The following is a 25979-nucleotide window of genomic DNA, read 5'->3' on the forward strand; positions in this document are numbered from 1 at the left end:
TTGATGAGAACGCGCGTGGTGTTTTGAGCCGGATTTATTCAAAGAGGAGAGGGCGAGTTGCCGTCGTATCGTCCTGGTCTCACGAATGGAGTTGTCAGGAGGCTCCAGTCCCGTTGTTGTCATGTCAATTTGTTTAAGTCTGGTCCTTCCTGCAATAAGATGGCCGCTCGGATGGATTCGAGCTCTGCGTAACAGGGCTTGTGTCCTGGTGGATTGAGGGTGTTTACGCACCAACCCTCGCCAGGGACATGAGCCCATCTCTTTCGATGTAAACATGGCGAATCGCCGGCGAATACAGCACTCGGGATGCTCCCTGAAATGGAAAAGCCCGCTGTTACAGCGGGCTTTGAATCCGACGGACGATGGTGGAGCAGGAGGCTTCACCGCAGGGCCTCAATCCTCGTCGTCGCCCGCGCCCTTGAGGTCGACTTCCTCGAGGCCGAGGTATTTCGCCACGGCGGCGAGCTGGTTCTTGATCTCGAAGAAGCCGGCGGGACGACGATCGGGGCTGACGTGCAGGCAGGCCATGATCGTCTCATTGAGGGTGCCCGGGATCATCGCGTTGATCTGGATCGGGGCCGTGGGCTTGCGAGAGCCGCCGTCGCCCGCCTTGGGGATTCCTTGCTGCGCGAAACGTCCCGTGAACATCCGGTACATCGTGGCGCCGAAGTTGTAGATGTCGGTCCGGTCGTCGACGACCTTCTCGCTCACCTGCTCGGGGGCCATGTACTGGGGAGTCCCCTGGATCCGGTTCTTCTCCTCGCCCTTGATCCAGGCGGTGCCGAAGTCAATGAGTTTGACTTGCCCCCCCTTGGAAAGCATGATGTTGCTCGGCTTGAGATCCCCGTGGAAGACCCCGCGACGGTGCATGTGCGACAGGGCCGAGGCCACCTGATTGAAGACCAGGACGAGCTGGCCCATCGTCGGCGCCTCGAGTTCATCCAGCGTCTTGCCGTCGACGTACTCCATGAGCAACTCGACACCGCTGATGCGGAACCAGGATCGCTTGACCCGGATGTCGTAGATCCTGGCGATCGCAGGGTGGTTCAGCTTCTGGGAGGCCTGGAATTCGGTCTGGGCCTGGGCGATGTAGATGTCGTCGTCCGCATCCTGGCGCTTGACGACCTTCAGCGCGTAACGCTTGCCGCCCGCCGTCTTGTCGCTGATGAGGAGGATCGTGCTCCCCGCACCTGTGCCCAGCGGGCTCACCACACGGTAGTTCATCCCGCTCAATACGGGCGTGCTCGACACGTTCGCCATACGGTTCCTCGGATGTGGGTCGAACGACGCGGGAGGGCACTCCGAGAAACGAGTTCAACGGTGATGCGTGGTAGAGGGCGCGTCGTGCCAAGGGGAAAGACACTAAAACGTTAGCTCACGATCAAAAGCGGTACAATCCCTTCTTGCATTTATCTCTCTCCGACCCGGGATCGCGGAATGTTGGAGAAGCTGGTCCTCCCGGGCGGATGACTGATTCCAACCGTCTTCCGATCGCGTTCGTTTCCTGTCACGAGGTTTTATCCACATGGCCGAGACACCTCGACCTTACCCCGATGGGCTCAGCCATGCGCTGGGACAGATCCCGAGCGGACTCTTCATCCTCACCGTTCGAAAGGAAGGCCGATCGACAGGGATGCTCGCGAGCTGGGTCCAGCAGGCGGGCTTCGAACCCCCGATGCTGACCGTCGCCGTTAAGCGCGATCGGTTCGTCGCCGACTGGATCCAGGCCTCAGGCAAGTTCACCCTCAACCAACTCCCTGACGGGGCCAAGGGGCTTCTCCGACACTTCGGGCGAGGCTTCGAGCCGGGTTCCGACGCATTCCAGGGGATCGAAGTCCGGCAGGAGGCCTCGGGCGGCCCGGTGCTCGAAGAAGCCCTGGCCTTCCTCGACTCCGAGGTCGTGGCCCACCTGGCAGAATCCGACCACATCATCTTCCTGGCACGCGTCGTGGGGGGGGAGTTATTTGCCCGGGGAACGAAGCCATTCTTGCATGTACGAGGGAACGGTTTTCATTACTGAGGATGACGGACTTCGTGACACGTCTGTTTAGGTGAGCGATCGGAGCCTATTTCCGGGATCATGGTCAAAAGAAAACGCCCAGCCAGGGATGCCGGCTGGGCGCACATTTTTGAGCGACTGCTTGGGAGCGTACTCAGTCGACACCCATCAATTCCACGTCGAAGTGGAGCGTGGAATTGGCGGGGATAGGGCCGTTGGCCTGATCCCCGTAGCCCAGAGCCGGCGGGATGACGAGCTTTCGCTGCTCGCCGATCTTCATCCCCAGGATCCCCTCCTGCCATCCGTCGATCGCTCCGGGGACGCCCAGGATGAATCGGAAGGGTTCATTACGCTTCCTGGAACTGTCGAAGACCGTCCCGTCGTCGAGCGTCCCCGTATAGTGGACGCGGACGCGCTGGCCGAGCTTGACCTCGGGCCCCGTCCCTTCCTTGGTGGTCTCGTACTTGACCCCGCCGGCCGTCGTCAGCGTCTCGCCGGGCTTGGTGGCGAGCGCCGGCTTGAGGAGGCTCTGAGGCTCCTTCTTCTGGATCTCGGCCTTGTTGGCCTCCGACGTCTTGATCGATTGCGATTGCTCTCCGAGGGCCTCGGCCGGCTCCTTCTCCGAGTCGGGGAGGACGGGAGGGAGCTCGGTCCCCGGCGGTGCCACCGGGTTCAGTTGGGGGGGCTCACCGCAGCCCACGAATCCCAGGCAGACCAGGCCCAAAAACAAACCTCGCCACATCGCCATCGACACGACCTCCGCGCCGTTGCCGGCGTCGTACCTGAATTTCGACAGTTGATTCAGCCTTGAGCTCCGATACGCCCGGCGAAGATTCCGGGCGACGCGCATCGAGGCGACCCTATCGGAGTGCAAAGGCATTGCAATAACAAGGATGCAAGAAGGCGGACTCCGAACGGTCGGGCCCCGAAGGCCCCGCGACGCGGCTGCGCCCGATCTCATTGCGGCCGAAGGCCAACCTGCGATCGAACTGGCCTGGCGGCGCAGAAGACCTATTATGCCGGTCGCCGTCCCGTCTCGGCCAGACCCGTTCGCACCCTCCGCACCCGACACGATCAAATTCGCAGCAACGAGACGGCGATCTGACCGCTTAGGCAGATCTCCACGTCGCCCGACGCTCGCCTGGCCCTCGAATGATAATCGCCGCAATAGGTCGCCCCGTTCCCTTCGAGCCGAAATCCGAGGGGCAGAGGGGACGGGTCCAGCTCACAGAAAATGATCTCAGGCTCGGGCGCCTCGGGGAGTAGGTGAGGAAAGTTCACGTTCCAGAAGGTCCCCGGCACAATGGGCTCCTTCATGAGCTGATCGAGGATGCGGGCGGCCCAGTTCCTCGCCCTCGTCCAGTCGATGGCGCGTCCTCTCGCTATGTAATGAGAGATGGCGATCCCGGGCAATCCGTGGATCGCGCCCTCCCGGACGGCGGCGACTGTGCCCGAGTGGTAGACGTCGACCCCCAGATTGCCCCCCGCGTTGATCCCCGAGAGGATCCAACCCGGATTTGGTTCGAGGTGATGGACCGCGAGACGGACGCAATCGGCGGGTGTACCCTCGATGACGTGGACGTCTTCGCCACGATTTTGGATAAAAATTGGCTCGTGCGTTGTCACGCGATGGCCGCATCCCGAATATGGCCCCGCGGGGGCGACCACGTGCCTGCGCCCCTTGTTTTTGGCTGCGTCGTGCAATGCGGCGATGCCCGGGGCGTCGACCCCGTCATCGTTGGTGAGGACCAGGACAACCGTCGTTTCGTTGGCCACTTTGAGTCTCTTTTCTCCAGGTCGTTGACACGCCCACCTAGGCCTGATACATTATTCCTCGTGAGGGGGATTAGCTCAGTTGGGAGAGCGCTTGCATGGCATGCAAGAGGTCAGGGGTTCAAGTCCCCTATCCTCCACTCGCTTCGGCAGGTCACCTTGACCTGCACTAACACTCGTTAGCGAAGTTTCTCTGATCACTTCGATCGCCTTCCCAGGCACATCTGGGTTTATCGCAGACAGGGCAATTCGCCCTTCCAGGGTGGGGGACTGCAGTTCATGGTGGATAAATCGCCAGAGTCTCCCGTACGTATAATCGGAAGCCGCGAGCTGCATCAAAACCTGCCCGGCATTCTACGCGAGCTCGAAAACGATAATGTCCGGTACGTCCTCACGGTGCATGGTAAGCCACGCGCCGTGTTAGTGGGTGCCGAACCTTACCTGAATATGGTCATCGACGGCAAGAGCCCTAGCGAGGCTTTGGTCGGGCTGCAACTCAGTGCGCTGCTCGGCGGGAAGCTGAACTCCATGCCTCTCGACGACCTCGAGCGAGCCCTCGACCAGAAATCCAAGTGACACTCAGACAAGCAACTGTCAGCGAATCGAGCGACACCTCCCCGGGTTTTAACCCCGGGAAGTACGTCGCTCGAGTTGTTTCCTGAGCTTTGTGAACGTGAGGCGAGTGTCACGGATTCGAGCTGACGGCCGGTGCCTGGTCGGCGTCGGTGTTCGTCACGACGACGGTCGACTCGGGAACTGCGTGCCCGCGCTTCATCCGATTGCGAAGGATCTCGATCACGGCCGGCAGGACCGAGATCACGATGATCGCTCCGATGACGAGCTTGAAGTTCTTCTGGACACTCTGCAACCCGCCGAAGCCCCAGCCTCCCAGCAGGAACAGCACCACCCAGGTCACGCCGCCGATGATGTTGAAGGCCGCGAACTTCGCGTAGTTCATGCGCCCAATGCCGGCCACGAACGGGGCGAACGTGCGCACGATGGGGATGAACCGGGCGAGGATGATCGTCTTCGCGCCGTACTTGTCGTAGAAGCTCTGGGCTTCGAGCAGATGCTTCTTGTTGAAGAGGCGCGATTTCTCGCTGGCGAAGACCTTCGGCCCGAGGAAGTAGCCGATGGCGTAGTTCACGGCATCGCCGACGATGGCCGCGACGATCAGCAGGACGGTGACCCAGACGATGCTGATCGGCGAGCTCGGGTGCGCGGCGAGTGCCCCGACGGCGAAGAGCAAGGAGTCGCCCGGCAAGAAGGGGAGCGCCACCAGCCCTGTCTCGGCGAAGACGATCAGGAACAGGATGACATAGAGCCAGGGCCCGACCATCGTCGCCAGGCTGTTCATCGACTCCTGGTCCAGGTGCATCAGGGTCTGAAGAAGCTGTCGCAGAAAATCCATCCGCTATCCCCTAAAGGTCGTCGAAGCCGATTGATTCGAATTCAAGTCGGGATTGTATTGGTCGTGAATGGAACGAGGTAGGAAGAAGTCGGGGCGATCACTTGCCCTTGGGATCGTTCTCGCGAGGCCTCACGGGCAGGCGCACATTGCGGATGCCCGCCTTGTCGCAGGCGGAGAGGACGTCGGCCAGGTCTTGATAGTTCAGGTTGGCATCGCCGCGGATCACCACCCCCTGATCCTCATAGCGTTCTCGGGCTTGAGTGAGCATGTTTGTCAGAGGAGCCAGCTCATAGATGGTCTCGCCGACGGCGACGGAGCCCGGCTTGAGGATCGTCAGCACGAGGTCGTCGGGGGCCGCCGTGAGAGGTGCGGCCTCGGCGACTTGCGGGACGGTGACGATGAACTCGTTCTCTTCCCAGTCGTACAGACGCGTGGCCGCCATGAAGAAGACGAGCAAGCAGAGGACCACATCCACCATGGGAGTCATGTTGATGTGGGGTAGCTCGTCAACCTGATGGCGATCCGAGAGCATCGGGCACTGGCCTCCGGCCAACATGCGAACTGGGAAGGATCGTCGCGTCTGGGTGCGTGTCGACGACGGACGGGGTCAGTGGATCCGCGACTCCTGTCGGGACATGTCGCCGGGGGGAATCATGTTCGGGCGTCGTTCGGCGAGGCTCGCGGGTCGGATCGACTCGGCGGAGACGAGGTCGATCGCCTGCCGGGCGCGCTCATCGAGGTCGCGGACGAGGACGTCGACGCGATTGAGCAGATAGTAATAGGCCACCACCGAGACGATCGCGATCCCGAGTCCGAGCGCGGTGGTGACGAGGGCCAGGCTGATCCCCTTGGCGAGGGCCTCCCCCTTGGCGGGGCCGACCCGGCCTCCGAGCGCGTCGAAGGACTGGATCATGCCGATCACGGTCCCGAGCAGGCCGAGGAGTGGGGCGAGGGTCGCGGTTCCATTGAGCACGCGGACGTTGCGCTTGAGGTCGGAGAGCTCCCCGGCAGCGTCGTAGCCGAGGGCCTGGCGGATGACGGCCGATGGTTGTCCCCAGTAGCTGACCACCATCGCGAAGACCCGGGCCATCGAGCTTTCATTCGCCTTGCAAAGCTCGGCCGCGCGGTCCTTGTCGAGCTTGCCGCTTTCGAGGCGTTCGAGGAAGCGACTGACGAAGTCTCGCGGGATGACCCGCTCTCGACGGAGGGCGATCATACGCTCGAGGGTGAAGCCCAGGGTGACGATCGAGCAGAGGCCCAGGAGCCAGACCATCGGGTTGGCCTGGGTGACGAGCTTGAGGATGCTCTCGCGCCCGACCCCACCTCCCATGCTCGATTTCGAGGTGCCCGCCCCCTTGGCGACCTTCGCTCTCGCGGGCTCTCCCGAGGCCGAGGCCTTCGGGGTGCTCGGGTCGACCTTGAGCGTGCCGGGTTCCTGCGACCGGGGGCTCCCCGCGAAGACCGCGGAGAGCAGCAGCAGGGTTAGGAGCCCAACCGTCGCTGGGCGGCTCGAGCGGACCATCACGAGTTTCCTCCATGGAACCGCCGGCCAGACTCACGCCAGCGAACGACCATCCTAGGGCGGCACCTTGCGCGCGCAGAAACCTCGGATCACGTCAAAACGCAGGCCGCGATTCTATCGTCTGGGAGGCTCCTGTCAATCGCAACGCCCTTGACTTGTGGTGTTACCCGCGATCGCCTCGAATGAGTTTGCCGGGGTTCCTTCCGAGCGTTCCTCAGCGACGCGAACCGCTTTCGGGGACGTAGAGGCCTCAGCCCTGACGCGGCGGGCGGGGCACTTCCCAAAACATGCTGCGTTGATTTTGACGGCGTCGGTTGTCAGAGTTTGGATAGTGGTCTGGGTTTCCCCGATCTACCGAGACAGCAGCACGAATGCAAACCTCGCGACCTGATACCGAACGTTGGGAACGCATCGTCGACTGGATGGACAAGCCCTTGGTGGCCTTGGCCGTGTTGACGATGTTCTTCTACCTGTTGGACTTGCTGAATTTCGTCGACATCGACAGTCCCTGGCTCGTCTACGTCACCATCTTCATCGACTCGGTCTTCGTCTTCGACCTCGGGCTCAAGCTCTATGTCTACGGGACGTCGTACATCCAAACTCCCTGGTTCCTGATCGACCTCATCAGTTGCTTACCCTTCCTCGACGCGGTCGCCAATGGAGTCAGGCCGCTCCGGGTCATCCGCTTCGTGAGGGCGTTCCGCATCCTTCGGATCCTCAGGGGGCTGCGGATCCTCCGCGCCTTGAGGACGATCCCCGCGTTCGACGCGTTCATGGACGAGGGGGCGAGCAGGCGCGGGAACAACAGGTTGCACCACTATATGAGCATGGGTCTCGTCGGCATGACGATCACCGTGCTCGTATTCATCGTGGTCACGCGCCGCCAGATGGAGACGAGTCACATCGACAAGATCGACCGCGAGATCAAGGATGGGCTGACGCCGTCGTTGCTTCGGACGCTCGGGGGCACGCTGGTCGAGCCCGACGGGGATAATTACATCGAGCGCACCGCAAAGCTCGACGGCCGGCCGATGACCGTCTACTTCGACCTCCAGCCGATCGACGACCTCTCCGACCTCATTGAGTTCTTCGTCATCATCGGGATGATGCTCTCGATGCTCTTCCTGATGTACATCATCGCCTATCACCAGCTCGACGTGACCCAGGCGCAGCTCCGGGGGCTCCTGAACCTGGCTTTGCCGAAGCAGGTGGCCGACCAGTTCGTGGTCGATCCGGGGGCCTACACCAAGAAGAGCCGGATGCCGGCGACGATCGTCTTCATGGACTTTGCCGGCTTCACCAGGACTTGCGAGGAGCTGGCGCACGACCCGGACCTCCTCTCGAAGCACCTCGAGCAGGCGATGGACCGGGTCGTCGGCGAACTCGTCAAGCACGACGTGATCATCGACAAGTTCATCGGCGACGCCATCATGAGCTTCCGGGGCGGGCCGCTCGTGACCGGGAACCCCGCCGAGCACGCTTATCGCGTGGTCAGGGCCACGCTGGCGAGCACGAAGGCCCTCGCCGACCTGGATGATCCCTACTTCCACAACGTGAAGATTGGCGGTGCCTCGGGGGACGACTGCCTGATCGGGGCCTTCGGCACGAGCGGGAGGCTTTCTTATACGATCCTCGGCGATGCGGTGAACCTCGCCGCGAGGCTCGAGCCCGCGAGCGCCCAGTGCGGCACCAGCAACCTCTTCTGCGAGTACACGCACAAGCTCTGCAACGATCGCGACGACATTCTCTGGAGGCGCTGGGGGAGGATCCGGGTCGTGGGGAAGTCGGCCCCGCTGAAGGTCTACGAGGCGTTCGATCGGGACGAGCATGGGGAAGGGGAGTTCATCAAGACGTTCCACTCGGCCCTGGAAGCCTTCGAGGCCCAGGAATACGTCAAGGCTCGCGAGCTGTTCCTGGTCGCCGACAGCCAGCGCCCCCGCGGCGATGCGTCGAGCCAGGGGTACATCCGCTGGTGCGATCGACTCCTCTCGGGCGATCATCCGGTTGGCGCGGCGCCCGTCTTCGACACGCACAAGTGAGCGAAGCTCCTCGGCCGCCTTCGAAATGAAATTGGCCGTCCGTCAAGCGTTCGACTCGACGGGCGGCCAGGTTTTCATGGTCTCAGCTGATGATCGACGACCTCAGTTCGCGGTCGCCGTCTCGAATTCGGGGATCGTCCGGACGGCCTTCCAGCCGTTCTTCGCCTTGATGTTGGGGCGTTTGTTCTGCGTGACGGTCTCGGCCTCGCTCTCGGCCGACTTGTCCTCGAACTGGGCGAAGTGGTCTTGGTCGGTGGCGGCGGACATCGTGTGGTCCACTGCCTCGGTCTGCAAGGAGTCATCCTGGCCGGCCGTCGAGCCCTTCGGCCTCTGCCACTTCGATCCCCTGGCCGTGGAACGCTGCTGGTTCTGGGCGACGCGAGGGGTCGAGACGCCGAGGAGCTCGGGAGCCGGGACCATCACCTGATCCGATTCCTCGCCCTCCTGAGACTGGGCCCGGATGATCGGCTCATCCTTCGTCTTGCGGTTCGGCCTCGAGTTCTTGGCCAGGATCGGGGCGTCCTTGCGACGCAAGGCCGGGTTGTAGTAGGCCATCATGTTGTTCTTATCGAGGATCGTATAGATCGACCTCGGGCTTGCATAGTAGCCGACGTTGTTCTGAGGCTCGGCGAAGTCACAGACCCCCGCCACATAGCCCGACTCGGTGAAGAGACCGCCGCCCGATCGCCCCTGCCTGGGGGCATAGTCGCACTCGATCGCCTCATAGTTCGGGCTGACGTTGAGCCTGGCCTGGGGCGAGCGGATATGGGTTGTCCAGGCGGTGGCATCCGCTCCGAGCGAGCAGCCGACCGTGGTCATCGTGGCGCCCTTCTGAGGCTGCCAGTTCGGGGGCACGACCTTGGCGAACGGGAGGCGACGACCCGGGCGGATCCGGATCAGGCCGACGTCGCGGTTGAAATCGTAGTCGATCGCCCAGCCCTCGACCGTCTCGATCGGATGGACCTGGGGTTGATCCTTGCTGGTCAGTTTGCCGTCGAAGAGGTCGATCGTGATCCGTTGCTTGAACTGCGAGGGGCGGACATTCGGCTTACCCTCCGTCTTGAAGATGTGAGCACAGGTCAGGATGATCGACTCCTCGGCGTCGCTGGCGATGATGGTGCCGGAGCCGAAGCCGATCATGCCGTTGCCGTGGACCTTGATCCGGACGACGGTCTCCCAGGGGAGCGGGTTGACGCGACCGGTTTCGTCGGCGGAGGCCGCGACACGGCGCGTCACGGGCGGGCTCGATTCCTCGGCCTCTTCCTCCTCATCCTCGGCGGCGACCTCCTCATCCGACCTCGCCTTCTCGAGCGGGACGGTCTTGGAGCGGGCCGAGCGATAGAACTCGGCGAGGTCGGAGGCGCTCTTGGTGCCGAGCGAACGGTCGAGGACGTTGCCCTCGCCGTCGATCACGATATAACAGGGCACGCTCGTGACGCTGTAACGCTTGGCGAGCCTGGGATTCTGGTCGGTATCGATCGACTTGATGGGATAGCCGTTCTCCATCAGACGCTTGACGACGGGGCGCATCTGCTGGCACGGACCGCACCAAGAAGCGTGGAAGTCGAGTAGGACCGGCTCGCCGTTCGTCTCGGCGCCCGGTGTGGCGATCAGGGCGAGTAACAGGGCAGCGATCGTCATGCCGCTTGGACTCCTTTCCGCCAGAACGGCTCCTCGGCTCGCACCGGAACGCACTTGTCCCCAAGCCGCATAGGCGCGGGGGTCCGTGTCTCGGGTAAGACGAAGAAACTCCAAGGTGTATGGGCCTTTGAGCGCGAGGAGGGGGTACGATCCGCGCGATTCCCGCCATCCCGGACGGATCCAGGGGGCGTGGGACCGCTACGGTCCGCGTCCGCTGTGACGGACAAACCTGCCAAGTGAGGAAGATGAGTGGCGCGAGGGTGATAGACGTGTCGGAGCCAAACCCCGACCCTTCCTTGGGTGGGCCTCGCGATGAGGACCCCGTGAGCCACCTTCGTGGAAGCCCACGTCCCGACGGATGGACCTCTCAATCCTTGAGGCCTTCCCGTCAGTGCCGACGTGATCGCGACATCCCTGAGTCCGACCGACCCAGCAACTCCGTCTGGGTCCACTCTGCGAACGGAGGGGATCGCGTTCACCGCGGTTGGCCCCTTTTACTAGGAGTAGGCATGGAGTACCAGATCAGTTATCGGCAAATTCTGCCGCTTCATTGAGCTTTCGACGGAAAATTCGAAGGGGCTTTTCGGGCCGAGGTTCCGGACGTCGCGATCGGGGGATTCCTCGGGAAAATAAGATCCGCGCGGCGATCGCGATCTCTCCCCGTTAGGCGAGAAAGGCCCCGCAGGCAGGCTTGTGCTCATTTGCCCAAGAAAGTGGATGTTTCTGCTTGGTCGGGTGGGGCAGTCGAGGCGACTTGGTGCCGTTGAAGGGCGGTGGCAAGCCTCCGATCGAAGGCGGGATTTCGAGGATCACAGTCAACGAGAAAACCTCGGCCGGGACTCGAGGAGGTCGAGCCGGGCCGAGGTTTGGATTAGCTTCGCCGAAATGGTCCCGGAAGGCAGGTCAGTCGAGGGTCTTGATCTCGAGGTCCTTGTAGCGGACTTCCATCGCGGGGCCGACGTGGACCTGAAGGGCGATGATGCCCGACTTGTCGAACTTGGGGTCGGTCCGGTCGATGACCCGGGTGCCGTTGATGTCGATCGTCAGGTGGTCGCCCTTGCAGGTGATGACGAAGTCGTTCCAGTCGTTCTTCTTGATCAGGGCTTCGGCCTTCTTCGGGTCGTACTGCTCGAGGATGCCTCGGCGGCGTTCCTCGTAGAGCAGGCCCCAGTAGCCCTCGGCGGCGTCGGCCTGCGGGCCGGCCACGACGCCGTCGTCGGTGCGGGTGCTGCGGAACTGGATCCCCGAGTTGCCGTTGCGCAACTTTACCTTGGCCTTGAGGACGAAGTCGCCGTAGGGCTTTTCGGTGGCCAGGAACTCGTTCTTCTTGAGGTGGTCGACGGACTTGGTGCGGCCGACGATCTCGCCATTTTCAACGGTGAACAGGGTCTTATCTTCGGGGGTGACCCAGCCGGTGAAGTCCTTGCCGTTGAAGATCGGGTGGAACTTCCCGTCGTCGGCGCGGAGGTTCGCGCCCGACAGCGAGACGAAGAGGGCGAGGGCAAGGCCGATTCGATGCATGAGGTGTCTCCCCTTTTGCGACTGTGTTCAGTTATGTCGGACTGCGGCGCATCGGTTTCGTTCGATATAGCGCCGTCGCACTGAGGCAAGATTGTGACGGGGGTGCGGAACCGGGTCAATCACCAGGCTCCGACGAGATAAGGAGATGGGATCGGCGTTCGCAACGAGGCCGAGGCTGTGATTCGGCCCCCTGAGCGCTGGCAACCCTCGGCGGGCATGACTAGAATCATGGCGAGTCGTCGGATTCCCTTCCTTCGAGCTGGTGCGAGCGATCGCCGAGTCAGGTTGTGACGGAATGACGTTTACGGACGAGCTGAAACGTTACGGGCCGGACGCCTCCTACGAGATGACCCGAGTCGAGGCGCGTGACTATTGCGCCAAACTCACGGCGTCGCACTACGAGAACTTCAGCGTCGTCACCTGGCTCACCCCGAAGGACCTGCGCCCTGCCTTCCGCAGCATCTACGCCTTCTGCCGATGGTCGGACGACCTCGGCGATGAGGTCGGCGACCCCGTCCGTTCTAAAGAGCTGCTCGCCTGGTGGGGAGATGAGTTGCGGGCGGTCTATCGGGGGAAGGCCCATCACCCGGTGATGCTGGCCCTCTCCGAGACGATCGAGGAATTCGCGATCCCGATCGACCCCTTCGAGGCCCTCATCTCCGCCTTCGTGCAGGACCAGACGGTCGTCGAATACGAGACCTTCCCGCAACTCCTCGACTACTGCACGAGGTCGGCGAACCCCGTCGGCCACCTCGTGCTGTACCTGGCCCGCTGCTTCGACGAGACGAATGCCAGGCTCTCCGACGCGACCTGCACCGGCCTGCAACTGGCGAATTTCTGGCAGGACGTCGGCCGAGACCTCACGATCGGGCGGATCTACCTGCCTCGCGAGTCTCGGATCCGATTCGGATACTCGGACGAGGATCTGCACGCCAGGCGTTTCACCCCGGCGTTTGCGGAACTGCTCGAGTTCGAGGTCGGCCGGGCCCGGATGCTCCTGGAGCACGGTCGGGCGCTGGTCCCCAGGATGCCTCGGGCCCTGGCCGTCGACGTCGACCTGTTCTCGCTCGGCGGGCTGGCTATCCTCGACAAGATCGAGGAGCAGCGTTTTGACGTCTGGAGCTCTCGGCCCAAGTTGAGCAAGTGGCAAAAGGTGGCGCTGTTGGTGCGGGCGTATCTCGGGCTCTCGAAGGCCCCGAAATCGGTCCCGGGCTCGCAAGATCCACTCGCGGAGTTCACGTCCGATCCCTGCTCGGTCCCCGGTCGGCACGTCGGTGGCTGACGAAGGGTTGAGGAAAGGGTCGAGGAGAGGATGGGTCGCCATGGATGACGCCTTGAAGACGAGCTATCGCTTCTGCGCCGATCTCTCTCGGCGCGAGGCCCGGAACTTCTACTACAGCTTCGTGCTCCTCCCGCCCACGCTCCGACGCTCGATGTGCGCCCTCTACGCGTTCTCGAGGCACACGGACGACCTCGTGGACGAGGCCGGGACCCTCGAGGTCAAGCGAGCCGCCCTCGACCACTGGCGAGCCAGCATCGACCGGGCTTTGACCGGCTCGCCCGGCGCCGACTGGCCGGGTCTCGCGGCGCTCGCCGATACCGTCAGGCGTCACGCGATCCCCCGGCGCTATATCGAAGCGGTGATCGACGGCGTCGAGATGGACCTCGAACCCCGGCGGTTCCCGACCTTCGAAGACCTGCGAGGCTATTGCGACAAGGTCGCCTCGGCCGTCGGCCTCTGCTGCATTCATATCTGGGGCTTTCGTTCTGAAGGGGGACGCGCCGAGGATTATGCCGAGGCCTGCGGCGTGGCCCTGCAAGTCACCAACATCCTACGCGACATCCGGGAGGACGCCGAGCTCGGCAGGATCTATCTCCCCGAGGAGGACATGGAGCGGTTCGGGGTGCAGCCCGAGGATCTCCTCGCCACCACCCCGAACGACCGCGTCCGCGCCCTGGTCGCCTTCGAGGCCGAGCGGGCCTCCGCCCTCTATGAGCAGGCGAAGTTGCTCGGGCCTCTGGTATCGCCGGTCGGTCGCCCGGTGCTGGCGACGATCGCTGGGATCTACCACGCCTTGCTCCGCGAGATCATCCGCCGCGACTTCGACGTGATGTCGCAGAGGGTCAGCCTCCCCAAGTGGCGGAAGCTGGCGATCGCCCTGGGATCGCTCGGGACGCGCCTGGCCCGCTCTTCGGCGTCGGCCGCCGGCACGGAGCTACCCCGGTGCTGACCCCGTCCTGGCGCCCGCCGCCGCCACACGTCGTCATCGTCGGGGGGGGGCTCGCCGGCCTAGCCGCCGCGTCGGTCCTGGTTGATCGCGGGCTCAAGGTTAGCCTGATCGAGAGCCGGCCTCGCCTCGGGGGGCGTGCCAGCTCGTTCCACGACCCCGCCTCCAACGAGCCGGTCGATAACTGTCAGCATGTCAGCATGCGGTGCTGCACAAATCTGACCGACTTCTGCCGGAGGGTGGGGACGAAGCACCTCTTCCGGCCCGAGAAGCGCCTGGTCTTCCTCGGGACCGACGGCCGGGTCTCGGCGTTGCAGCCGGGCTTCTTCCCGGCGCCCTTCCATCTGGCCGAGAGCTTCCTGGGCAGCAAGTATCTGAGCTGGGGCGACAAGATCCGGGTCGCCTATGGCCTGATGTGCCTGGCACGCGATCGCGACGACCGACCCGGCGAGCCCTTCGGCGAATGGCTCCTGCGGCACGGGCAATCGGTGCGGTCGATCAACCTCTACTGGTCGACCGTCCTCGTCTCGGCTCTCAACGAGCGGCTCGACCAGATGGACGTCGGCCATGCCCGCAAGGTCTTCCTCGACGGCTTCATGAGGAATGCCGAGGGGTATCAGATGGAGATCCCGCTGGTCCCCCTGGGCGAGCTCTACGGCTCGAGGATGGAGACCTGGCTGCGCGACCACGAGGTCGACGTCCGGCTGACGACCGGGGTCCGCTCCATCGATGTGAACCCCGAGAATGGCCTCGCGGGCGTCACGCTCCGCTCGGGCGAGACGATCCGCGCGGATTTCGTCGTACTCACCGTGCCATTCGACCGGGTCCGGAGCCTGATTTCGGGCCAGGTGGCCGAGCGGCTGCCCGACCTGCCGAGGGCCGAGGGGCTCACGTCCTCGCCGATTACCGGGATCCACCTCTGGTTCGACCGCGAGGTTTGCCCGTTCGAGCACGTCGTCACGGTGGGCCGGCTGATCCAGTGGGTCTTCAACCACACGGCCATCCAGGGGCGAGGGGCGTCGGGGGAGGGGGGGCAGTACCTGCAGCTCGTGATCTCGGCCGCCTACGACCTCTTGCCGCTCGACAACGCGACGATCCTCGCCACGGTCCTCGACGAACTCGCCGAGATCTGGCCTGCCGCCCGCGACGCGAAATTGGTGCGTTCCCGGGTCGTGACCGAGCATGGGGCCACGTTCGCGGTGCGTCCCGGCGTCGAGGCGTGCCGCCCCGATCAGCGGACCCCGATCGAAGGATTCTTCCTCGCGGGCGATTGGACCAACACCGGCTGGCCGGCGACGATGGAAGGGGCGGTCCGCAGCGGCTACCTCGCGGCCGAAGGGATCCTCGAGGACCTCGGCTGCCCGGCCTCGCTGGTCCAGCCCGACTTGCCGTCTTCATGGTGGGCGAGCCGGCTCCTGAGCAGTGATCGGCGGGGCTTCAGCCCGGCCCGGCCTCGGCCTCGCTCGCAGGCCGCGCCGACGTGGCCGAGCGAGGGGACGCAACGCCCGCAATCGACCCCCGTGCCTTGATGGTCCCCTCGCGGCGATCGGTCAAGTCGAATGGGTCGGAGTGGCGAGCCGGAGGCGGCTTCGATAAGATTGGAGTGTCTCGTGTCGCCCGTTGGTTCCTCGTCATGGTGAGGTGAGGGACGTGGCGTCGGGGCGAGAGAGTTTTCGCCAATGAGGTCGCGCATCGTCCTGGCCGACGACGAGTCCGATCTCCGACTGGTCTACGGCTCCTACCTCCGCGCGATCGGATACGAGGTGTTCGAGGCCGAGAACGGCGAGGACGCGGTGAAGCTCGTGCTGGAAGCCGAGCCGAGCCTGCTCCTGCTCGACGTCTGGATGCCGAAGCTCAACGGCTTCGAAGTCCTGGAGCGGCTGCGGCACGAGCCCCGGGCCATCAATGTAAAGGTCGTCATGCTTTCAAACATCGGCGATTCCGACACCCGCCTCGAGGGGTTTGCCGTCGGCGTGACCGACTACTGGCTCAAGACCGCCTCGCTCAAGGAGCTGCAGGCGCGCCTGACGGCACTCCTGGGCCAGGACGAGGCGAAGGTTTCCCCCGACACCCAATGACGACGACACCAGGGGGAGCCGACCCACTCGGGCCCGACATGCTCGACGCGTATCAGGAACGGCTCGACTTTCTCTACGGTCGGCTCAATTACGAATGGTCCGGCATGCCGAGGCTCGTGGGCGAGCTCCGCATCAGCCGGATGCGCCGACTCCTCAAGATGCTGGGGGATCCGCAGGACGCCCTCAAGATCGTCCACGTCGCGGGGACCAAGGGGAAAGGGTCCACGGCGACGATGTTCGCCTCGGCCTTCTCGGCCTCGGGGATCCGCACGGGCCTCTTCTGCTCGCCCCACATCCATCGGCTCGAGGAGCGGTTCACGGTCGAGGGCAAGGAGGCCACTCCCGAGGAGCTGATCGAGCTGACGGACGCGGTCCGCCCGACCATCGAGGAACTCGACGAGCGCTGGGCCTCCGAGCAGGCCCGCGGGCCGACGTTTTTCGAGATGACGACGGCGATGGGGCTCCTGCACTTCGCCAGGCGTAAGGTCGGGGCCGTCGTGCTCGAGGTGGGCCTGGGGGGCCGGCTCGACTCGACGAACGCGATCCACCCTGAACTCGCCGTCATCACGTCGATCTCCTTCGACCACACGAAGCAGCTCGGCAACACCCTCGCCGCGATCGCCTTCGAGAAGGCCGGTATCCTCAAGCGTGGCGTGCCCGCCGTGAGCGGCGTGACCCTGCCCGAGCCGCGTGACGTGATCCGTTCCATCGCCGATCGGCGTCGCTGCGACCTTCGCGAAGTCGAACGCGACTTCGAATATGAATATGAGCCCCCTCGGAAGCCCCTGCGGCGCCCCTCCGCGGGGAAAGTCACGGTTTCGACCTGGCGGACGAACTGGGGGCCGCTCGAGCTGCCGCTGTTCGGGCCCCATCAGGCTCGCAACGCCGCGGTGGCCCTCGCCGGCATCGACATCCTGGCGGAGCAGGGGTGGAATCTTTCTCGCGAAGGAGTCCTCCGCGGCTTCTCCGGGCTCGCCTCGCCGGCTCGGATCGAGGTCCTGGGCGAGGCCCCCTGGCTCGTCGTCGACGGAGCCCACAACGTCGCCTCGGCCGAGGCCCTGGCCGCGACGTTGTTGAACTGCTTCCCCGAGGGGTCGAGGACGCTCGTCTTCGGCACGACCAAGGACAAGGACCTGCCCGGGCAGTTGCGGGCCCTCCTGCCGCACTTCGACTCGCTCATCACGACGCGGTATCACGAGAATCCGCGGTCGGTCCCGCCCGAGGAGATCCGCGAGGCGATCCGGCAACTCGACGGGCGCGAGGCCACGCTGGCTGTCGACCCGTCTGAGGCGTTGGCGAAGGCCAGGGAGAACACCCCCAAAGGCGGCCTCATCTGCGTCACGGGCTCGTTGTTCCTCGCGGCCGAGACCCGCGCGCTCCTCCTGAAAGAATCGGCAAATCCGAATGCCATTCGCGCGGTTTCTTGATCATGCAAGTGGCCCGCGACCATCGCCGGGCGGGCGCGAGCCGCGAGAATCCGCCCGGGCGCCCTCATCGGCCCGAATCGCCCGCCCGGTCGACGATGGTCGTCGCCGCGTCCGGCTTCGGTCCCGGCCCTGTTTTCGAGGATCATCCATGAGTGGTCAGACCTGGCTCCGGATCGGGGCGATCCTGGGTTTCCTCTCCGTCGCCCTGGGGGCATTCGGGGCGCATTCGCTGAGGGACAAGTACCCGCTGCGCGAGTCGGACTCGTTCGAAGTCCGGGCCGGCAATCAGCGTCTGCTGGAGAACTTCGAGACGGCCTCGCGCTACCAGATGTACCACGCCCTGGCGATTGTCGCGGTGGGCCTGATCGCGATGAGCCGAGGCTCGTCCGTCGGCCTCAATACGGCGGGATGGTCGTTCCTCATCGGCACGTTGCTCTTCTCGGGGAGCCTCTACGTGCTCTCGCTGACCGGCCAGCGCTGGCTGGGTGCGATCACTCCCTTCGGGGGCGTCGCCTTCCTCATCGGCTGGGTCGCGCTGGCCTTGGCGGCGGGGCGGGCCTCGGGGACGATCGCGGCCCCTTGATTGGGCGGCGGCGAGCCTCTCCCGGAAATTTCAAGCCGCGGTGGGTAGGAACTCGCTCACTTTTTTGAACGCAAGTGTGTACGATTCGATGGCGTGCCTCGCGCCTATTCGAGGATATTCAACACCTCAGGTTCGGTATGCACAAATACATCGTGACGGTGACGGCAGCGGATCGCGTGGGGATCGTCTTCTCCGTCGCGGGCACGCTCCGAGATCAGAAGGGCAACATCCTCGAGCTGAGCCAGACGGTCATGGGGGGCTACTTCACGATCATCCTGGCGGTCGACTTCCAGGAGCCCCGCGACGCGGCCGAGCTGGCGAAGACGATCACCGAGCGCGGCAAGCGCTTCGAGCTGACCGTGGCCGTGCTCGAGGCCAAGGATTCGGAGATCGAGACGCCGGTTCCCGACGGCGAGCGGTTCATCCTCACCGTCCTGGGCGAGGACAGCCCCGGCCAGGTCCACGGCATCGCTGGCTGCCTCGCGGCGCACGGCGTGAACATCGTCGACCTGCACTCCCGCGGCGACGGTTCCAAGTTCGCCATGGTGATGGAGGCGTTCCTGCCCCCCGAACTCGGCCCGTCGACCATCCGCGCCGAGCTCGAACGCTACGGCAGGGACCACGGGCTCGACGCCTACGTCCAGCACGAGAATATCTTCCTGGCCACGAGCGAGCCGAGCCCGGTTCGCGTCGGCCCCGCCCTGAGACCACAAGGAGACGCCGTTGTACCGCACTGAGGATGTTCTCGCCACGTTGGGCATGATCCGTCAGCACAAGCTCGACGTGCGGACGGTCACCATGGGGATCGACCTCTCGCCTTGCGCCTCGCCCGACCTCCCCACGCTCTGCAAGCTCATCCGCGAGCGGCTCCTCACGTTCGCGAGCCGGCTCCGGGCGGTCTGCCAGGAGGTCGAGGGGCGTTACGGCATCCCCATCGTCAATCGCCGGATCGCGGTCAGCCCCGTCGCGTCGGTCGCCGCCGGCCATGACGCCGAGGGGATCCTCGCCGTCGCGAGGACCCTCGACGAAGTGGCCGCGGAAGTCGGCGTCGACCTTGTCGGCGGCTTCACCGCCCTGGTCCAGAAAGGCTGGACTGAGGGGGATCGCCGCCTGATCGCCGCGCTCCCCGAGGTCCTCTCGACGACGAACCGCGTCTGCGCCTCGGTCAACGTCGGCACGACGGCGGCGGGCATCAACATGGATGCCATCCTGGCCCTCGGGCACGTCCTGGTCGAGACGGCCGAGCGGACCCGGTCGCACGACGGCTTCGGCTGCGCCAAGCTCGTGATCTTCGCCAACGCGCCGACCGACAACCCGTTCATGGCCGGTGCCTTCCATGGCGCGGGGGAACCCGACTGCGTCATCAACATCGGCGTCAGCGGCCCCGGCGTCGTCAAGGCGGCCATCGAGGACATGGTGACTCATGCCTCGGTCGTCCCCACGTTGGGGGAGATCGCCGAGGAGATCAAGAGCACGGCCTTCCGCGTCACCCGCGTTGGCGAGCTGATCGGCCGCGAGGTGGCCAGCCGCCTCGGCGTGGCCTTCGGGATCGTCGACCTCTCGCTGGCCCCGACCCCGCAGGTGGGCGACAGCGTCGGCGAGATCCTCCAGGCGATGGGGGTCCTCCGGATCGGAGCTCCCGGCTCGACGGCCGCGCTCGCGCTCCTGAACGACGCGGTGAAGAAGGGGGGGAGCTTCGCCTCGTCCTCCGTCGGCGGCCTCTCGGGCGCGTTCATCGCCGTGAGCGAAGACGCGGCCCTTGCCGATGCGGTGGAGCGGGGGGATCTGACACTCTCCAAGCTCGAGGCCATGACCGCCGTCTGCTCGGTCGGGCTCGACATGATCGCCGTCCCGGGCGACACCGATGCCGAGACGCTCGCGGCGCTCATCGCCGACGAGGTCGCGATCGGGGTTATCAATCACAAGACGACGGCTGTTCGCGTGATCCCCGTTCCGGGCAAGGTCGCGGGCGATCGCGCCGTGTTCGGCGGCCTCTTCGGCGAGATGGCGATCCTGCCCATCCACGCCGCCGGGGGCAGTACCCAGTTCGTCCGCCACGGCGGCCGGATCCCCGCGCCGCTGTCGAGCCTCAAGAACTGACGGGCGGGACGCTCGAAGGTCATCGAAGGAAATGAGTCGCCTCACCCGGCCTGGTCGCCGGGTCAGGCGATTTCGATTTCAGGACGACTGGGCCTCGGCCAGCAAGGCGCGGGTGGCCTCGTGCCGGGGAGCTTCGAAGATCTGGATAGGCGGGCCCGACTCCACGACCTTGCCCTGCCCGAAGACATGGATCGTGTTCGCGACCTGCCGGGCGAAGCGCATCGCGTGGGTCACGACGATCATGGTGAGCCCGTCGCGGGCGAGGTCGGCCATCACCGCGAGGACCTCAGCCGTCATCCGAGGGTCGAGGGCGCTCGTCGGCTCGTCGAAGAGGATCGCCCGCGGTTCCATCGCCAATGCCCGCGCGATTGCCACGCGCTGCTGTTCGCCCCCCGAGAGCTGCCTCGGGCGGGCGTTCAGCTTGTGGGCGAGGCCGACGCGGCCCAGGAGCCGCTTCGCCTCTTCCTCGGCCTTTTCCCTGGGAACGTCCCGGACGTGGATCGGGCCCTCGATGACGTTCTCGAGCACCGATCGGTGCGGGAAGAGATTGAAACTCTGGAAGACCATCCCCACGCGACGGCGGACCTGGGCCAGGATCCTCGTCCGCTCGAGGTTCGTGGTCGTCGCCACGAGGCGATGGCCGTCGACCGAGACGCTGCCCCCCTGGAAGGTTTCGAGCCCGTTCAGGCAGCGCAGGAAGGTACTCTTGCCGCCCCCCGAAGGGCCGATGATCGCGGCCACTTCGCTCGGGTTGACGGAGAGGGAGACCCCTCGGAGCACCTCGAGGTTGCCATGCCGCTTCACGAGGTCTTGCACGTCGATCATGCGGGCACCCCTCCCTTCGCGCCGATGGCATCGAGCCGGCTTTCGGAGTAGCGCGACAACCACGACAAGGGGATGCTCATGGTCATGTAAAGGAATGCTGTGATGACGGCGAAGTCGATCCAGCGCCCCGTGCTGTTGCCTAGGATCGAGTATTGCTTCGTCAGCTCGACGAGGGTGATCGCCGAGCAGACCGACGTGTCCTTGAACAGGGCGATGAAGTCGTTCGTCACCGCCGGGATCACGATCCGGACGGCTTGCGGCACGATCACGCGTCGCAGTGCCATGCTGCGGGACATCCCGAGCGCCAGCGCGGCCTCCATCTGCCCCGCGGGGATCGCCTGGATGCCCGCGCGGTAGATCTCCGCCTCATAGGCCGAGTAGTTGATCGCCAGCCCCGCGATCCCCGCCACCAGCGCCGGCAGCTCCAGCAGGTAGAAGAGGACGAAGAGCTGGAGCATCAAGGGGGTCCCGCGCAGGATCTCGACATACAAGGACATGATCCATTGCACGGGCTTCGGGCCGTAAAGCCGCCCGAGCGCCACGAACAGACCGAGCACCATCGCCAGCGGCATCGACGAGAGCGAGAGCAGGATCGTCATCAACGTGGCGTCGATCAGGAGCGGGCGATACTGCCAGATCAAGCGCCAGCCCCTGGCCGCAGCCTCTCCCTTGGCGACGAACTGTCCCGGGTTCCAGGTCGCCAGCTCGCCCTGGGCCTCGTTCCAGACCCCATAGCGTTCGTAAATGGTTCGCAGCTTCCCCGACTGGATCAGGGACTCGAGCCCCTTGTCGAGGGCGTCGCGCAGGGGGCGATCCTCCTGGCGGAGGAAGATGACATAGTAGCCGTGGCCCTCGGGCTTGCCCGCGAACTTCAGGTTCGGGAACCGGTCGCGATAGAAGATCGCCGCAGGGAGATCCTGCAAGGTCGCGTCGATCTGGCCGCTGCCGACCGCGTTCATGGCGTCGGTCGATCCGTCGAAGGGGACGACCTCGACCGACGACCCGCCGGACTCCTGCGCGAAGATGAACGCGGCCGAGCTAACCAGCACGCCGACCCGCCAGCGCCGCCCATTCGGCTTCGGCTTTCGGACGTCGTCCCAGGATTGGAGGGGGCTCGACCGATCTACCATCAATTGCAGTTGATAGACATAGTACGGGCGCGTCACCTGATACTCGCGCGAGCGGGTTTCGGTCCATTCGTAGCCGTTGGTGACGACGTCCACCGACCCCGTGTCGAGGACCTTGAGCAGGCGGTCCCAGGGGCCTTGCGAGAACTCAGCCTTCGCGTTCAGGGTCTTCGCGAGCTCCTCCATCAGCTCTACTTCGAAGCCGATGACCTCGCGAGGCGCCTTGGGGTTGGGGTAGGCGTAAGGGCCACCCCCTTCCTTGTCGCTGCCGTAGCTCAACTTGCCCGACGATTGGATGTTGGCCAGGGCGTCGGCCTTTGCCTGTGGAGTGCAGATCGAGAGGAGGGCAAAGACGCCGAGGAGCCGGTGAAGGGTGCGTGTTGACAGGTTGGCGCAGGACGCGCGGGGGGCGGGGAAATCGGAGCTGAGGGAACCCTCGGATTCCGAGGACGCAGGGTGTTCTTCCATCAAGAAACCTCTTTCTTCTCGGGGTTGCCTGGCGATGCGGACACCCTCGGTCGTCAACGCTCAGCCCGAAAGCTTGCCCGTTCCAAGGTTTGCAGACAACCTCTTGGAATCGGGGCGGGGCAGGGCACTTGGGAGCGATGACGCCCGGGTGGTATGCAGACAGGCAACCGAGAAGAAATGTTCGTGAGGATTGTCAGTCTCGATCTCAACGGCGGCCGAGCTTGCGCCAATGGCCGAAATCCGTCAACCGAGGCTTTATCGACAAATGCTCGCGAACACGTTGAGGGCTTGATGCCGAATCAGGGCTTTTGCCCGTTCTGAGTGCGGAGGCGCCGGACCCGCCGGACCCGCCGTCGGACCGTGCGCGGGACGCGGGCGAGCCGGAGTCTCGTGAACCGGCCGACGAGGAAACGATGGCCTCGCCAGTGGACCCGCTTGTTCACCAGCGCGTCGAACCAGACGGGCAAAAGGAAGAGATCCTTGAGCGGGCTGAGGAGCAGGTGCCGGAGCTTGGGGAACGTCCCCCGGAGCCGCTTCGTCTGCACGGCATCCCGGAAGAATCCGAGGCCGACGAGCACGAGCAGGCCGCCCCAGGCGAGCCCCGACTCACCGGAGAGGGCCCAGACCAGGCCCACCGTCCCGAGGTTGCCCGACGGCTCGATGAGGAACGCCGGCAGGGCAAGCTGGCGACGGATCTTGTACCAGCGCGAGTGGCGGTTCAAGAACCAGGAGAACTCGCGGGACTGGTTCACATTCTCGATGACATGGTGGCTGAGCCGGATCGAGTAACCGGCCTTGCGCACACGCATGCCGATGACCTGGTCTTCGGCGAGCAGGTTGCGGACCCCGGCAAACCCGCCAATAGCCTCGAGCGTACGGACCGGCATGAGCATCGACTTGCCGACGACGCAGGTGATCCGCATGAGGGAGGCCGCGGCCACGCCGCCGGCGATGAACCCGTTAAGCTGCAGGTTCTCGAGCACCGCCCCCATCTGGGTCTCGCCGACCCCAACGAAGAGGTTCGTCACGAGCCCGACGCCCGGCTCGGCGAGATAGCAGGCGGTCTCGCGCAAATATTCGGGGCGGACCTTGACGTTGGAGTCGCTGATCAGGATGGTGCAGTGCTTGCGGTAGCGGGCCATAGCGGCCAGGCTCTCGACCTTCGGGTTCAAGCCGAAGACGGGGCAACCGATGATCAGCGAGGCGTCGTGGTCGGGGAACTCCTCGAGCAGGTCCTTCACGACCTCGATCGCCGGGTCGTTCGAGTCGGCCACGCAGAAGAGGAGTTGGTAGCACGGGTAGTCGAGCTGGAAGAAGCTCCGAAGATTCGCCTCGAGGTCTTCGTCTACCCCTTTGAGCGGCTTGAAGATGGTGACGGGGGGCGTGTAGTCGGCGAGCTTCCGGGGGCGTCGCGTGACCCAGAAGAGCGCGATCATCCCAATCGACGTGGTCGTCACGGCCACCAGCGCAACTAGCCCCAGAAGGAGGTTGGCGTTGACCCAGTGCATGAGAAGCACATCCCCGGCGGAACCCGCCGCCGACGGTCAAATCTCGCAAGACGCAACGATGTCGACCCCGTTGTCGACGATTTCGTTCAGCGAGAATCAGGCCTTCTTCGAAGAACCATGTCTCCCTGACAGCAGGGACACGTCTGGGGGGACCGGACACTGATGGTGCACACTTCGCAGTAATACTCGGGGATGCCGAGTTTACCGTCGAAATCCACCTGGATCGTGAGGACCTGGAGATACGGAAGACCCGGATACCGACGAACTTTCAGCTCGGCTCGACGGTCGCGGAGCCGACGATCGAGGAACAGGGCTCGACTCGCCTCGTCGGAAATCAGCGGATGAAGTGCCTTGTCGCTGGTCTTGAGTACGACCTGCTTGGCGATTGGTTCGCTATCGAACGGCAATCGCAAGTTTTGCAAAGCCGGACCCAGCTCGCAGACTTCCCCGGCCAGCGTCAGGGTCTCGGCCTTGGGGGCGGCCGCGGGGTCGGCGGAACTGAGGATGAGGAGCAAGCTCAGGCCGATGGACGTCGTCACCCACATGCCTTCGTGCGCTCCCACCCGATCCTCGGGTGTTACGGACCTCCTGTGGCTGCCTCGAAACCTGCGCCCATTATACTAGTGTCGGAGAATCCGACCAAGCATATTCTTCGGTATAACCGGGGGCCGAAAACGTCCTGTTTCTGGGCGAAGAACGAGTCATCTCGTCGAGTATAAAGAGGCGGTTCGCCGCTGGTTAGGAACTCCGCGCCCGCGAGGTCGACTCCTGCTTTCACACGAGAAGGTTCGGCAGTACGATCGAAAAATTCTGCGGAATTTCGTGCGTCTCGGGAGTTCTTCACATCTCAAGGGAGGAGGGCACTCATGCCATCGTGGAGAGAACGACAATCTTCGGTGTTCGCCTGCCTGGTCGTCGCGCTGGTGTCGATCATGCTGGCGGCGGCCGAGGACCCGAAGGCCAAGACCAAGGTCGAGGACGACCCCACCGCCCCCGCGCGTCGCCGGATGGTCGAGCGTCACCTCGTCGAGCGAGGGATCAAGGACCCCCGCGTCCTCGACGCCTTCCGCACGGTCCCCCGGCACAAATTCCTCCCCAAGGAGACGCGACGCCTGGCCTATGACGACGAGTCGATCCCGATCGGCGAGGGGCAGACGATCACCCCGCCGTTCGACGTCGCCTTCATGACCGAGGCGCTCCAGCCGAAGGCGACCGACGTCATCTACGAGGTCGGCACCGGCTCGGGCTATCAGGCGGCGATCCTCTCCCGCCTGGTGAAGGACGTCTACTCGGTCGAGATCAAGGAACCTCTGGGCCGCAGGGCCGCCGAGGTCTTGAAGGAAGTCGGCTACACCAACGTCCACACGAAGGTCGGCGACGGCTACGCGGGTTGGCCCGACGCGGCCCCGTTTGACGCGGTGATCGTGACCTGTGCGCCCGAGTTCATCCCCCAGCCGCTGGTCGACCAACTGAAGGATGGCGGGCGGATGGTGATCCCGGTCGGCGATCGATTCAATCAGATCGTCTACCTCGTCACCAAGAAGGACGGCAAGCTCACCCGCAAGGAGCTGCGGCCGACGCTGTTCGTCCCCATGACCGGCAAGGCCCAGAGAGAGGCCGCGGGCAACAAGAAGCAGGTGAAACCGTGATGAGGGGCGCGTGCATATTCACACTTGCGACGCTGTTGGCTTCCTCGCTGTTCCTCGGGGCGAGGGGCCAGGAAGTCGAA

The 25979-nt window shown here is 64.6% G+C and carries 24 protein-coding genes and 1 tRNA gene; 13 read left to right on the forward strand and 12 right to left on the reverse strand.

Translation table 11 applies throughout. The annotated features are described in order from the left end of the window. Positions 1 to 393: 393 nt before the first annotated feature. Positions 394 to 1260 (reverse strand): serine/threonine-protein kinase, encoded by an 867-nt coding sequence (locus ACOYYX_RS13200; protein WP_422930367.1) that lies wholly within the window; start codon positions 1258 to 1260, stop codon positions 394 to 396. 265 nt (positions 1261 to 1525) lie between these two features. Between ACOYYX_RS13200 and ACOYYX_RS13205 the strand changes: the two genes are divergently transcribed. Further along, positions 1526 to 2020 (forward strand): flavin reductase family protein, encoded by a 495-nt coding sequence (locus ACOYYX_RS13205; protein ID WP_422930368.1) that lies wholly within the window; start codon positions 1526 to 1528, stop codon positions 2018 to 2020. Positions 2021 to 2153: 133 nt separating this feature from the next. Here the strand turns inward: ACOYYX_RS13205 and ACOYYX_RS13210 are convergent, their stop codons facing one another. Both ACOYYX_RS13210 and surE read right to left on the reverse strand, forming a co-directional pair. Further along, positions 2154 to 2747, reverse strand: coding sequence for an FKBP-type peptidyl-prolyl cis-trans isomerase (locus ACOYYX_RS13210; protein ID WP_422930369.1), 594 nt, complete (start codon positions 2745 to 2747; stop codon positions 2154 to 2156). Positions 2748 to 3073: 326 nt separating this feature from the next. Then, positions 3074 to 3775 (reverse strand): 5'/3'-nucleotidase SurE, encoded by a 702-nt coding sequence (surE, locus tag ACOYYX_RS13215; RefSeq protein WP_422930370.1) that lies wholly within the window; start codon positions 3773 to 3775, stop codon positions 3074 to 3076. Between the two features lie 64 nt (positions 3776 to 3839). Between surE and ACOYYX_RS13220 the strand changes: the two genes are divergently transcribed. Beyond that, positions 3840 to 3912, forward strand: a tRNA-Ala gene (locus tag ACOYYX_RS13220). Between the two features lie 139 nt (positions 3913 to 4051). Continuing rightward, positions 4052 to 4348, forward strand: a complete 297-nt coding sequence (locus tag ACOYYX_RS13225) for a type II toxin-antitoxin system prevent-host-death family antitoxin (RefSeq protein WP_422930371.1) — start codon at positions 4052 to 4054, stop codon at positions 4346 to 4348. Between the two features lie 109 nt (positions 4349 to 4457). Here the strand turns inward: ACOYYX_RS13225 and ACOYYX_RS13230 are convergent, their stop codons facing one another. From ACOYYX_RS13230 to ACOYYX_RS13240, 3 genes are all read right to left on the reverse strand, one after another. Next, the gene (locus tag ACOYYX_RS13230) at positions 4458 to 5183 is read right to left on the reverse strand and encodes a DedA family protein (RefSeq protein WP_422930372.1); all 726 of its coding nucleotides are present in this window, start codon (positions 5181 to 5183) and stop codon (positions 4458 to 4460) included. 97 nt (positions 5184 to 5280) lie between these two features. After that, positions 5281 to 5715, reverse strand: coding sequence for an ExbD/TolR family protein (locus ACOYYX_RS13235; RefSeq protein WP_422930373.1), 435 nt, complete (start codon positions 5713 to 5715; stop codon positions 5281 to 5283). Between the two features lie 75 nt (positions 5716 to 5790). Next, a complete protein-coding gene (locus tag ACOYYX_RS13240; protein ID WP_422930374.1) occupies positions 5791 to 6705 on the reverse strand; it encodes a MotA/TolQ/ExbB proton channel family protein in 915 nt (304 codons plus the stop codon). 371 nt (positions 6706 to 7076) lie between these two features. Here ACOYYX_RS13240 and ACOYYX_RS13245 point away from each other — a divergent pair, with 371 nt between their 5' ends. Further along, on the forward strand, positions 7077 to 8744 hold the full coding sequence (locus ACOYYX_RS13245) for an ion transporter (protein WP_422930375.1): 1668 nt from the start codon (positions 7077 to 7079) through the stop codon (positions 8742 to 8744). Positions 8745 to 8846: 102 nt separating this feature from the next. Here ACOYYX_RS13245 and ACOYYX_RS13250 read toward each other — a convergent pair whose 3' ends face one another. Both ACOYYX_RS13250 and ACOYYX_RS13255 read right to left on the reverse strand, forming a co-directional pair. Then, entirely contained in the window at positions 8847 to 10385 is a 1539-nt protein-coding gene (locus ACOYYX_RS13250; protein ID WP_422930376.1) for a trypsin-like peptidase domain-containing protein, read from the reverse strand. A 903-nt stretch (positions 10386 to 11288) separates the two neighbouring features. Continuing rightward, positions 11289 to 11906, reverse strand: a complete 618-nt coding sequence (locus ACOYYX_RS13255) for a 3-keto-disaccharide hydrolase (RefSeq protein WP_422930377.1) — start codon at positions 11904 to 11906, stop codon at positions 11289 to 11291. 295 nt (positions 11907 to 12201) lie between these two features. On the opposite strand from ACOYYX_RS13255, the gene hpnC reads away from it, so the two are divergent. From hpnC to ACOYYX_RS13295, 8 genes are all read left to right on the forward strand, one after another. Further along, positions 12202 to 13188: a squalene synthase HpnC gene (gene hpnC, locus ACOYYX_RS13260; protein ID WP_422930378.1), complete on the forward strand. Its 987-nt coding sequence runs from the start codon at positions 12202 to 12204 to the stop codon at positions 13186 to 13188. Positions 13189 to 13228: 40 nt separating this feature from the next. Continuing rightward, positions 13229 to 14137, forward strand: a complete 909-nt coding sequence (locus ACOYYX_RS13265; protein WP_422930379.1) for a phytoene/squalene synthase family protein — start codon at positions 13229 to 13231, stop codon at positions 14135 to 14137. Continuing rightward, positions 14131 to 15663 carry a hydroxysqualene dehydroxylase HpnE gene (hpnE, locus tag ACOYYX_RS13270; RefSeq protein ID WP_422930380.1) on the forward strand — a complete coding sequence of 511 codons (1533 nt, stop codon included), beginning with the start codon at positions 14131 to 14133 and terminating at the stop codon, positions 15661 to 15663. Before ACOYYX_RS13265 ends, hpnE begins: the two co-directional genes overlap by 7 nt. A gap of 150 nt (positions 15664 to 15813) precedes the next feature. After that, on the forward strand, positions 15814 to 16212 hold the full coding sequence (locus ACOYYX_RS13275) for a response regulator (protein ID WP_422930381.1): 399 nt from the start codon (positions 15814 to 15816) through the stop codon (positions 16210 to 16212). Continuing rightward, entirely contained in the window at positions 16209 to 17639 is a 1431-nt protein-coding gene (locus ACOYYX_RS13280) for a bifunctional folylpolyglutamate synthase/dihydrofolate synthase (RefSeq protein WP_422930382.1), read from the forward strand. The genes ACOYYX_RS13275 and ACOYYX_RS13280 overlap by 4 nt, the downstream gene beginning before the upstream one ends. 148 nt (positions 17640 to 17787) lie before the next feature. Then, positions 17788 to 18222 (forward strand): DUF423 domain-containing protein, encoded by a 435-nt coding sequence (locus ACOYYX_RS13285; protein ID WP_422930383.1) that lies wholly within the window; start codon positions 17788 to 17790, stop codon positions 18220 to 18222. 137 nt (positions 18223 to 18359) lie between these two features. Beyond that, positions 18360 to 18959, forward strand: a complete 600-nt coding sequence (locus ACOYYX_RS13290) for a glycine cleavage system protein R (RefSeq protein ID WP_422930384.1) — start codon at positions 18360 to 18362, stop codon at positions 18957 to 18959. Further along, positions 18946 to 20322 carry a PFL family protein gene (locus ACOYYX_RS13295; RefSeq protein ID WP_422930385.1) on the forward strand — a complete coding sequence of 459 codons (1377 nt, stop codon included), beginning with the start codon at positions 18946 to 18948 and terminating at the stop codon, positions 20320 to 20322. The genes ACOYYX_RS13290 and ACOYYX_RS13295 overlap by 14 nt, the downstream gene beginning before the upstream one ends. Before the next feature lie 78 nt (positions 20323 to 20400). Here ACOYYX_RS13295 and ACOYYX_RS13300 read toward each other — a convergent pair whose 3' ends face one another. The 4 genes from ACOYYX_RS13300 to ACOYYX_RS13315 form a co-directional block, all read right to left on the reverse strand. Beyond that, entirely contained in the window at positions 20401 to 21147 is a 747-nt protein-coding gene (locus ACOYYX_RS13300) for an amino acid ABC transporter ATP-binding protein (protein WP_422930386.1), read from the reverse strand. After that, complete coding sequence (locus ACOYYX_RS13305; protein ID WP_422930387.1) at positions 21144 to 22742, reverse strand: ABC transporter permease subunit; 1599 nt, start codon at positions 22740 to 22742, stop codon at positions 21144 to 21146. The genes ACOYYX_RS13300 and ACOYYX_RS13305 overlap by 4 nt, the downstream gene beginning before the upstream one ends. Before the next feature lie 299 nt (positions 22743 to 23041). Beyond that, positions 23042 to 24250 carry a ceramide glucosyltransferase gene (locus ACOYYX_RS13310; RefSeq protein ID WP_422930388.1) on the reverse strand — a complete coding sequence of 403 codons (1209 nt, stop codon included), beginning with the start codon at positions 24248 to 24250 and terminating at the stop codon, positions 23042 to 23044. A gap of 86 nt (positions 24251 to 24336) precedes the next feature. Further along, positions 24337 to 24795, reverse strand: coding sequence for a hypothetical protein (locus ACOYYX_RS13315; protein WP_422930389.1), 459 nt, complete (start codon positions 24793 to 24795; stop codon positions 24337 to 24339). 321 nt (positions 24796 to 25116) lie between these two features. Here ACOYYX_RS13315 and ACOYYX_RS13320 point away from each other — a divergent pair, with 321 nt between their 5' ends. After that, the gene (locus tag ACOYYX_RS13320) at positions 25117 to 25899 is read left to right on the forward strand and encodes a protein-L-isoaspartate(D-aspartate) O-methyltransferase (RefSeq protein ID WP_422930390.1); all 783 of its coding nucleotides are present in this window, start codon (positions 25117 to 25119) and stop codon (positions 25897 to 25899) included. Positions 25900 to 25979: the final 80 nt, after the last annotated feature.

The organism is Singulisphaera chitinilytica (assembly GCF_049331405.1).
Classification (GTDB): Bacteria; Planctomycetota; Planctomycetia; order Isosphaerales; family Isosphaeraceae; genus PoT.

What these genes read in the sequence shown, in the direction of transcription:
- ACOYYX_RS13200 (WP_422930367.1), bottom strand. Translation starts at nt 1,260, where the DNA reads ATGGCGAACGTGTCGAGCACGCCCGTATTGAGCGGGATGAACTACCGT.
- ACOYYX_RS13205 (WP_422930368.1), top strand. Translation starts at nt 1,526, where the DNA reads ATGGCCGAGACACCTCGACCTTACCCCGATGGGCTCAGCCATGCGCTG.
- ACOYYX_RS13210 (WP_422930369.1), bottom strand. Translation starts at nt 2,747, where the DNA reads ATGGCGATGTGGCGAGGTTTGTTTTTGGGCCTGGTCTGCCTGGGATTC.
- ACOYYX_RS13225 (WP_422930371.1), top strand. Translation starts at nt 4,052, where the DNA reads ATGGTGGATAAATCGCCAGAGTCTCCCGTACGTATAATCGGAAGCCGC.
- ACOYYX_RS13230 (WP_422930372.1), bottom strand. Translation starts at nt 5,183, where the DNA reads ATGGATTTTCTGCGACAGCTTCTTCAGACCCTGATGCACCTGGACCAG.
- ACOYYX_RS13235 (WP_422930373.1), bottom strand. Translation starts at nt 5,715, where the DNA reads ATGCTCTCGGATCGCCATCAGGTTGACGAGCTACCCCACATCAACATG.
- ACOYYX_RS13240 (WP_422930374.1), bottom strand. Translation starts at nt 6,705, where the DNA reads ATGGTCCGCTCGAGCCGCCCAGCGACGGTTGGGCTCCTAACCCTGCTG.
- ACOYYX_RS13245 (WP_422930375.1), top strand. Translation starts at nt 7,077, where the DNA reads ATGCAAACCTCGCGACCTGATACCGAACGTTGGGAACGCATCGTCGAC.
- ACOYYX_RS13250 (WP_422930376.1), bottom strand. Translation starts at nt 10,385, where the DNA reads ATGACGATCGCTGCCCTGTTACTCGCCCTGATCGCCACACCGGGCGCC.
- ACOYYX_RS13255 (WP_422930377.1), bottom strand. Translation starts at nt 11,906, where the DNA reads ATGCATCGAATCGGCCTTGCCCTCGCCCTCTTCGTCTCGCTGTCGGGC.
- hpnC (WP_422930378.1), top strand. Translation starts at nt 12,202, where the DNA reads ATGACGTTTACGGACGAGCTGAAACGTTACGGGCCGGACGCCTCCTAC.
- ACOYYX_RS13265 (WP_422930379.1), top strand. Translation starts at nt 13,229, where the DNA reads ATGGATGACGCCTTGAAGACGAGCTATCGCTTCTGCGCCGATCTCTCT.
- ACOYYX_RS13275 (WP_422930381.1), top strand. Translation starts at nt 15,814, where the DNA reads ATGAGGTCGCGCATCGTCCTGGCCGACGACGAGTCCGATCTCCGACTG.
- ACOYYX_RS13280 (WP_422930382.1), top strand. Translation starts at nt 16,209, where the DNA reads ATGACGACGACACCAGGGGGAGCCGACCCACTCGGGCCCGACATGCTC.
- ACOYYX_RS13285 (WP_422930383.1), top strand. Translation starts at nt 17,788, where the DNA reads ATGAGTGGTCAGACCTGGCTCCGGATCGGGGCGATCCTGGGTTTCCTC.
- ACOYYX_RS13290 (WP_422930384.1), top strand. Translation starts at nt 18,360, where the DNA reads ATGCACAAATACATCGTGACGGTGACGGCAGCGGATCGCGTGGGGATC.
- ACOYYX_RS13300 (WP_422930386.1), bottom strand. Translation starts at nt 21,147, where the DNA reads ATGATCGACGTGCAAGACCTCGTGAAGCGGCATGGCAACCTCGAGGTG.
- ACOYYX_RS13305 (WP_422930387.1), bottom strand. Translation starts at nt 22,742, where the DNA reads ATGGAAGAACACCCTGCGTCCTCGGAATCCGAGGGTTCCCTCAGCTCC.
- ACOYYX_RS13310 (WP_422930388.1), bottom strand. Translation starts at nt 24,250, where the DNA reads ATGCACTGGGTCAACGCCAACCTCCTTCTGGGGCTAGTTGCGCTGGTG.
- ACOYYX_RS13315 (WP_422930389.1), bottom strand. Translation starts at nt 24,795, where the DNA reads ATGTGGGTGACGACGTCCATCGGCCTGAGCTTGCTCCTCATCCTCAGT.
- ACOYYX_RS13320 (WP_422930390.1), top strand. Translation starts at nt 25,117, where the DNA reads ATGCCATCGTGGAGAGAACGACAATCTTCGGTGTTCGCCTGCCTGGTC.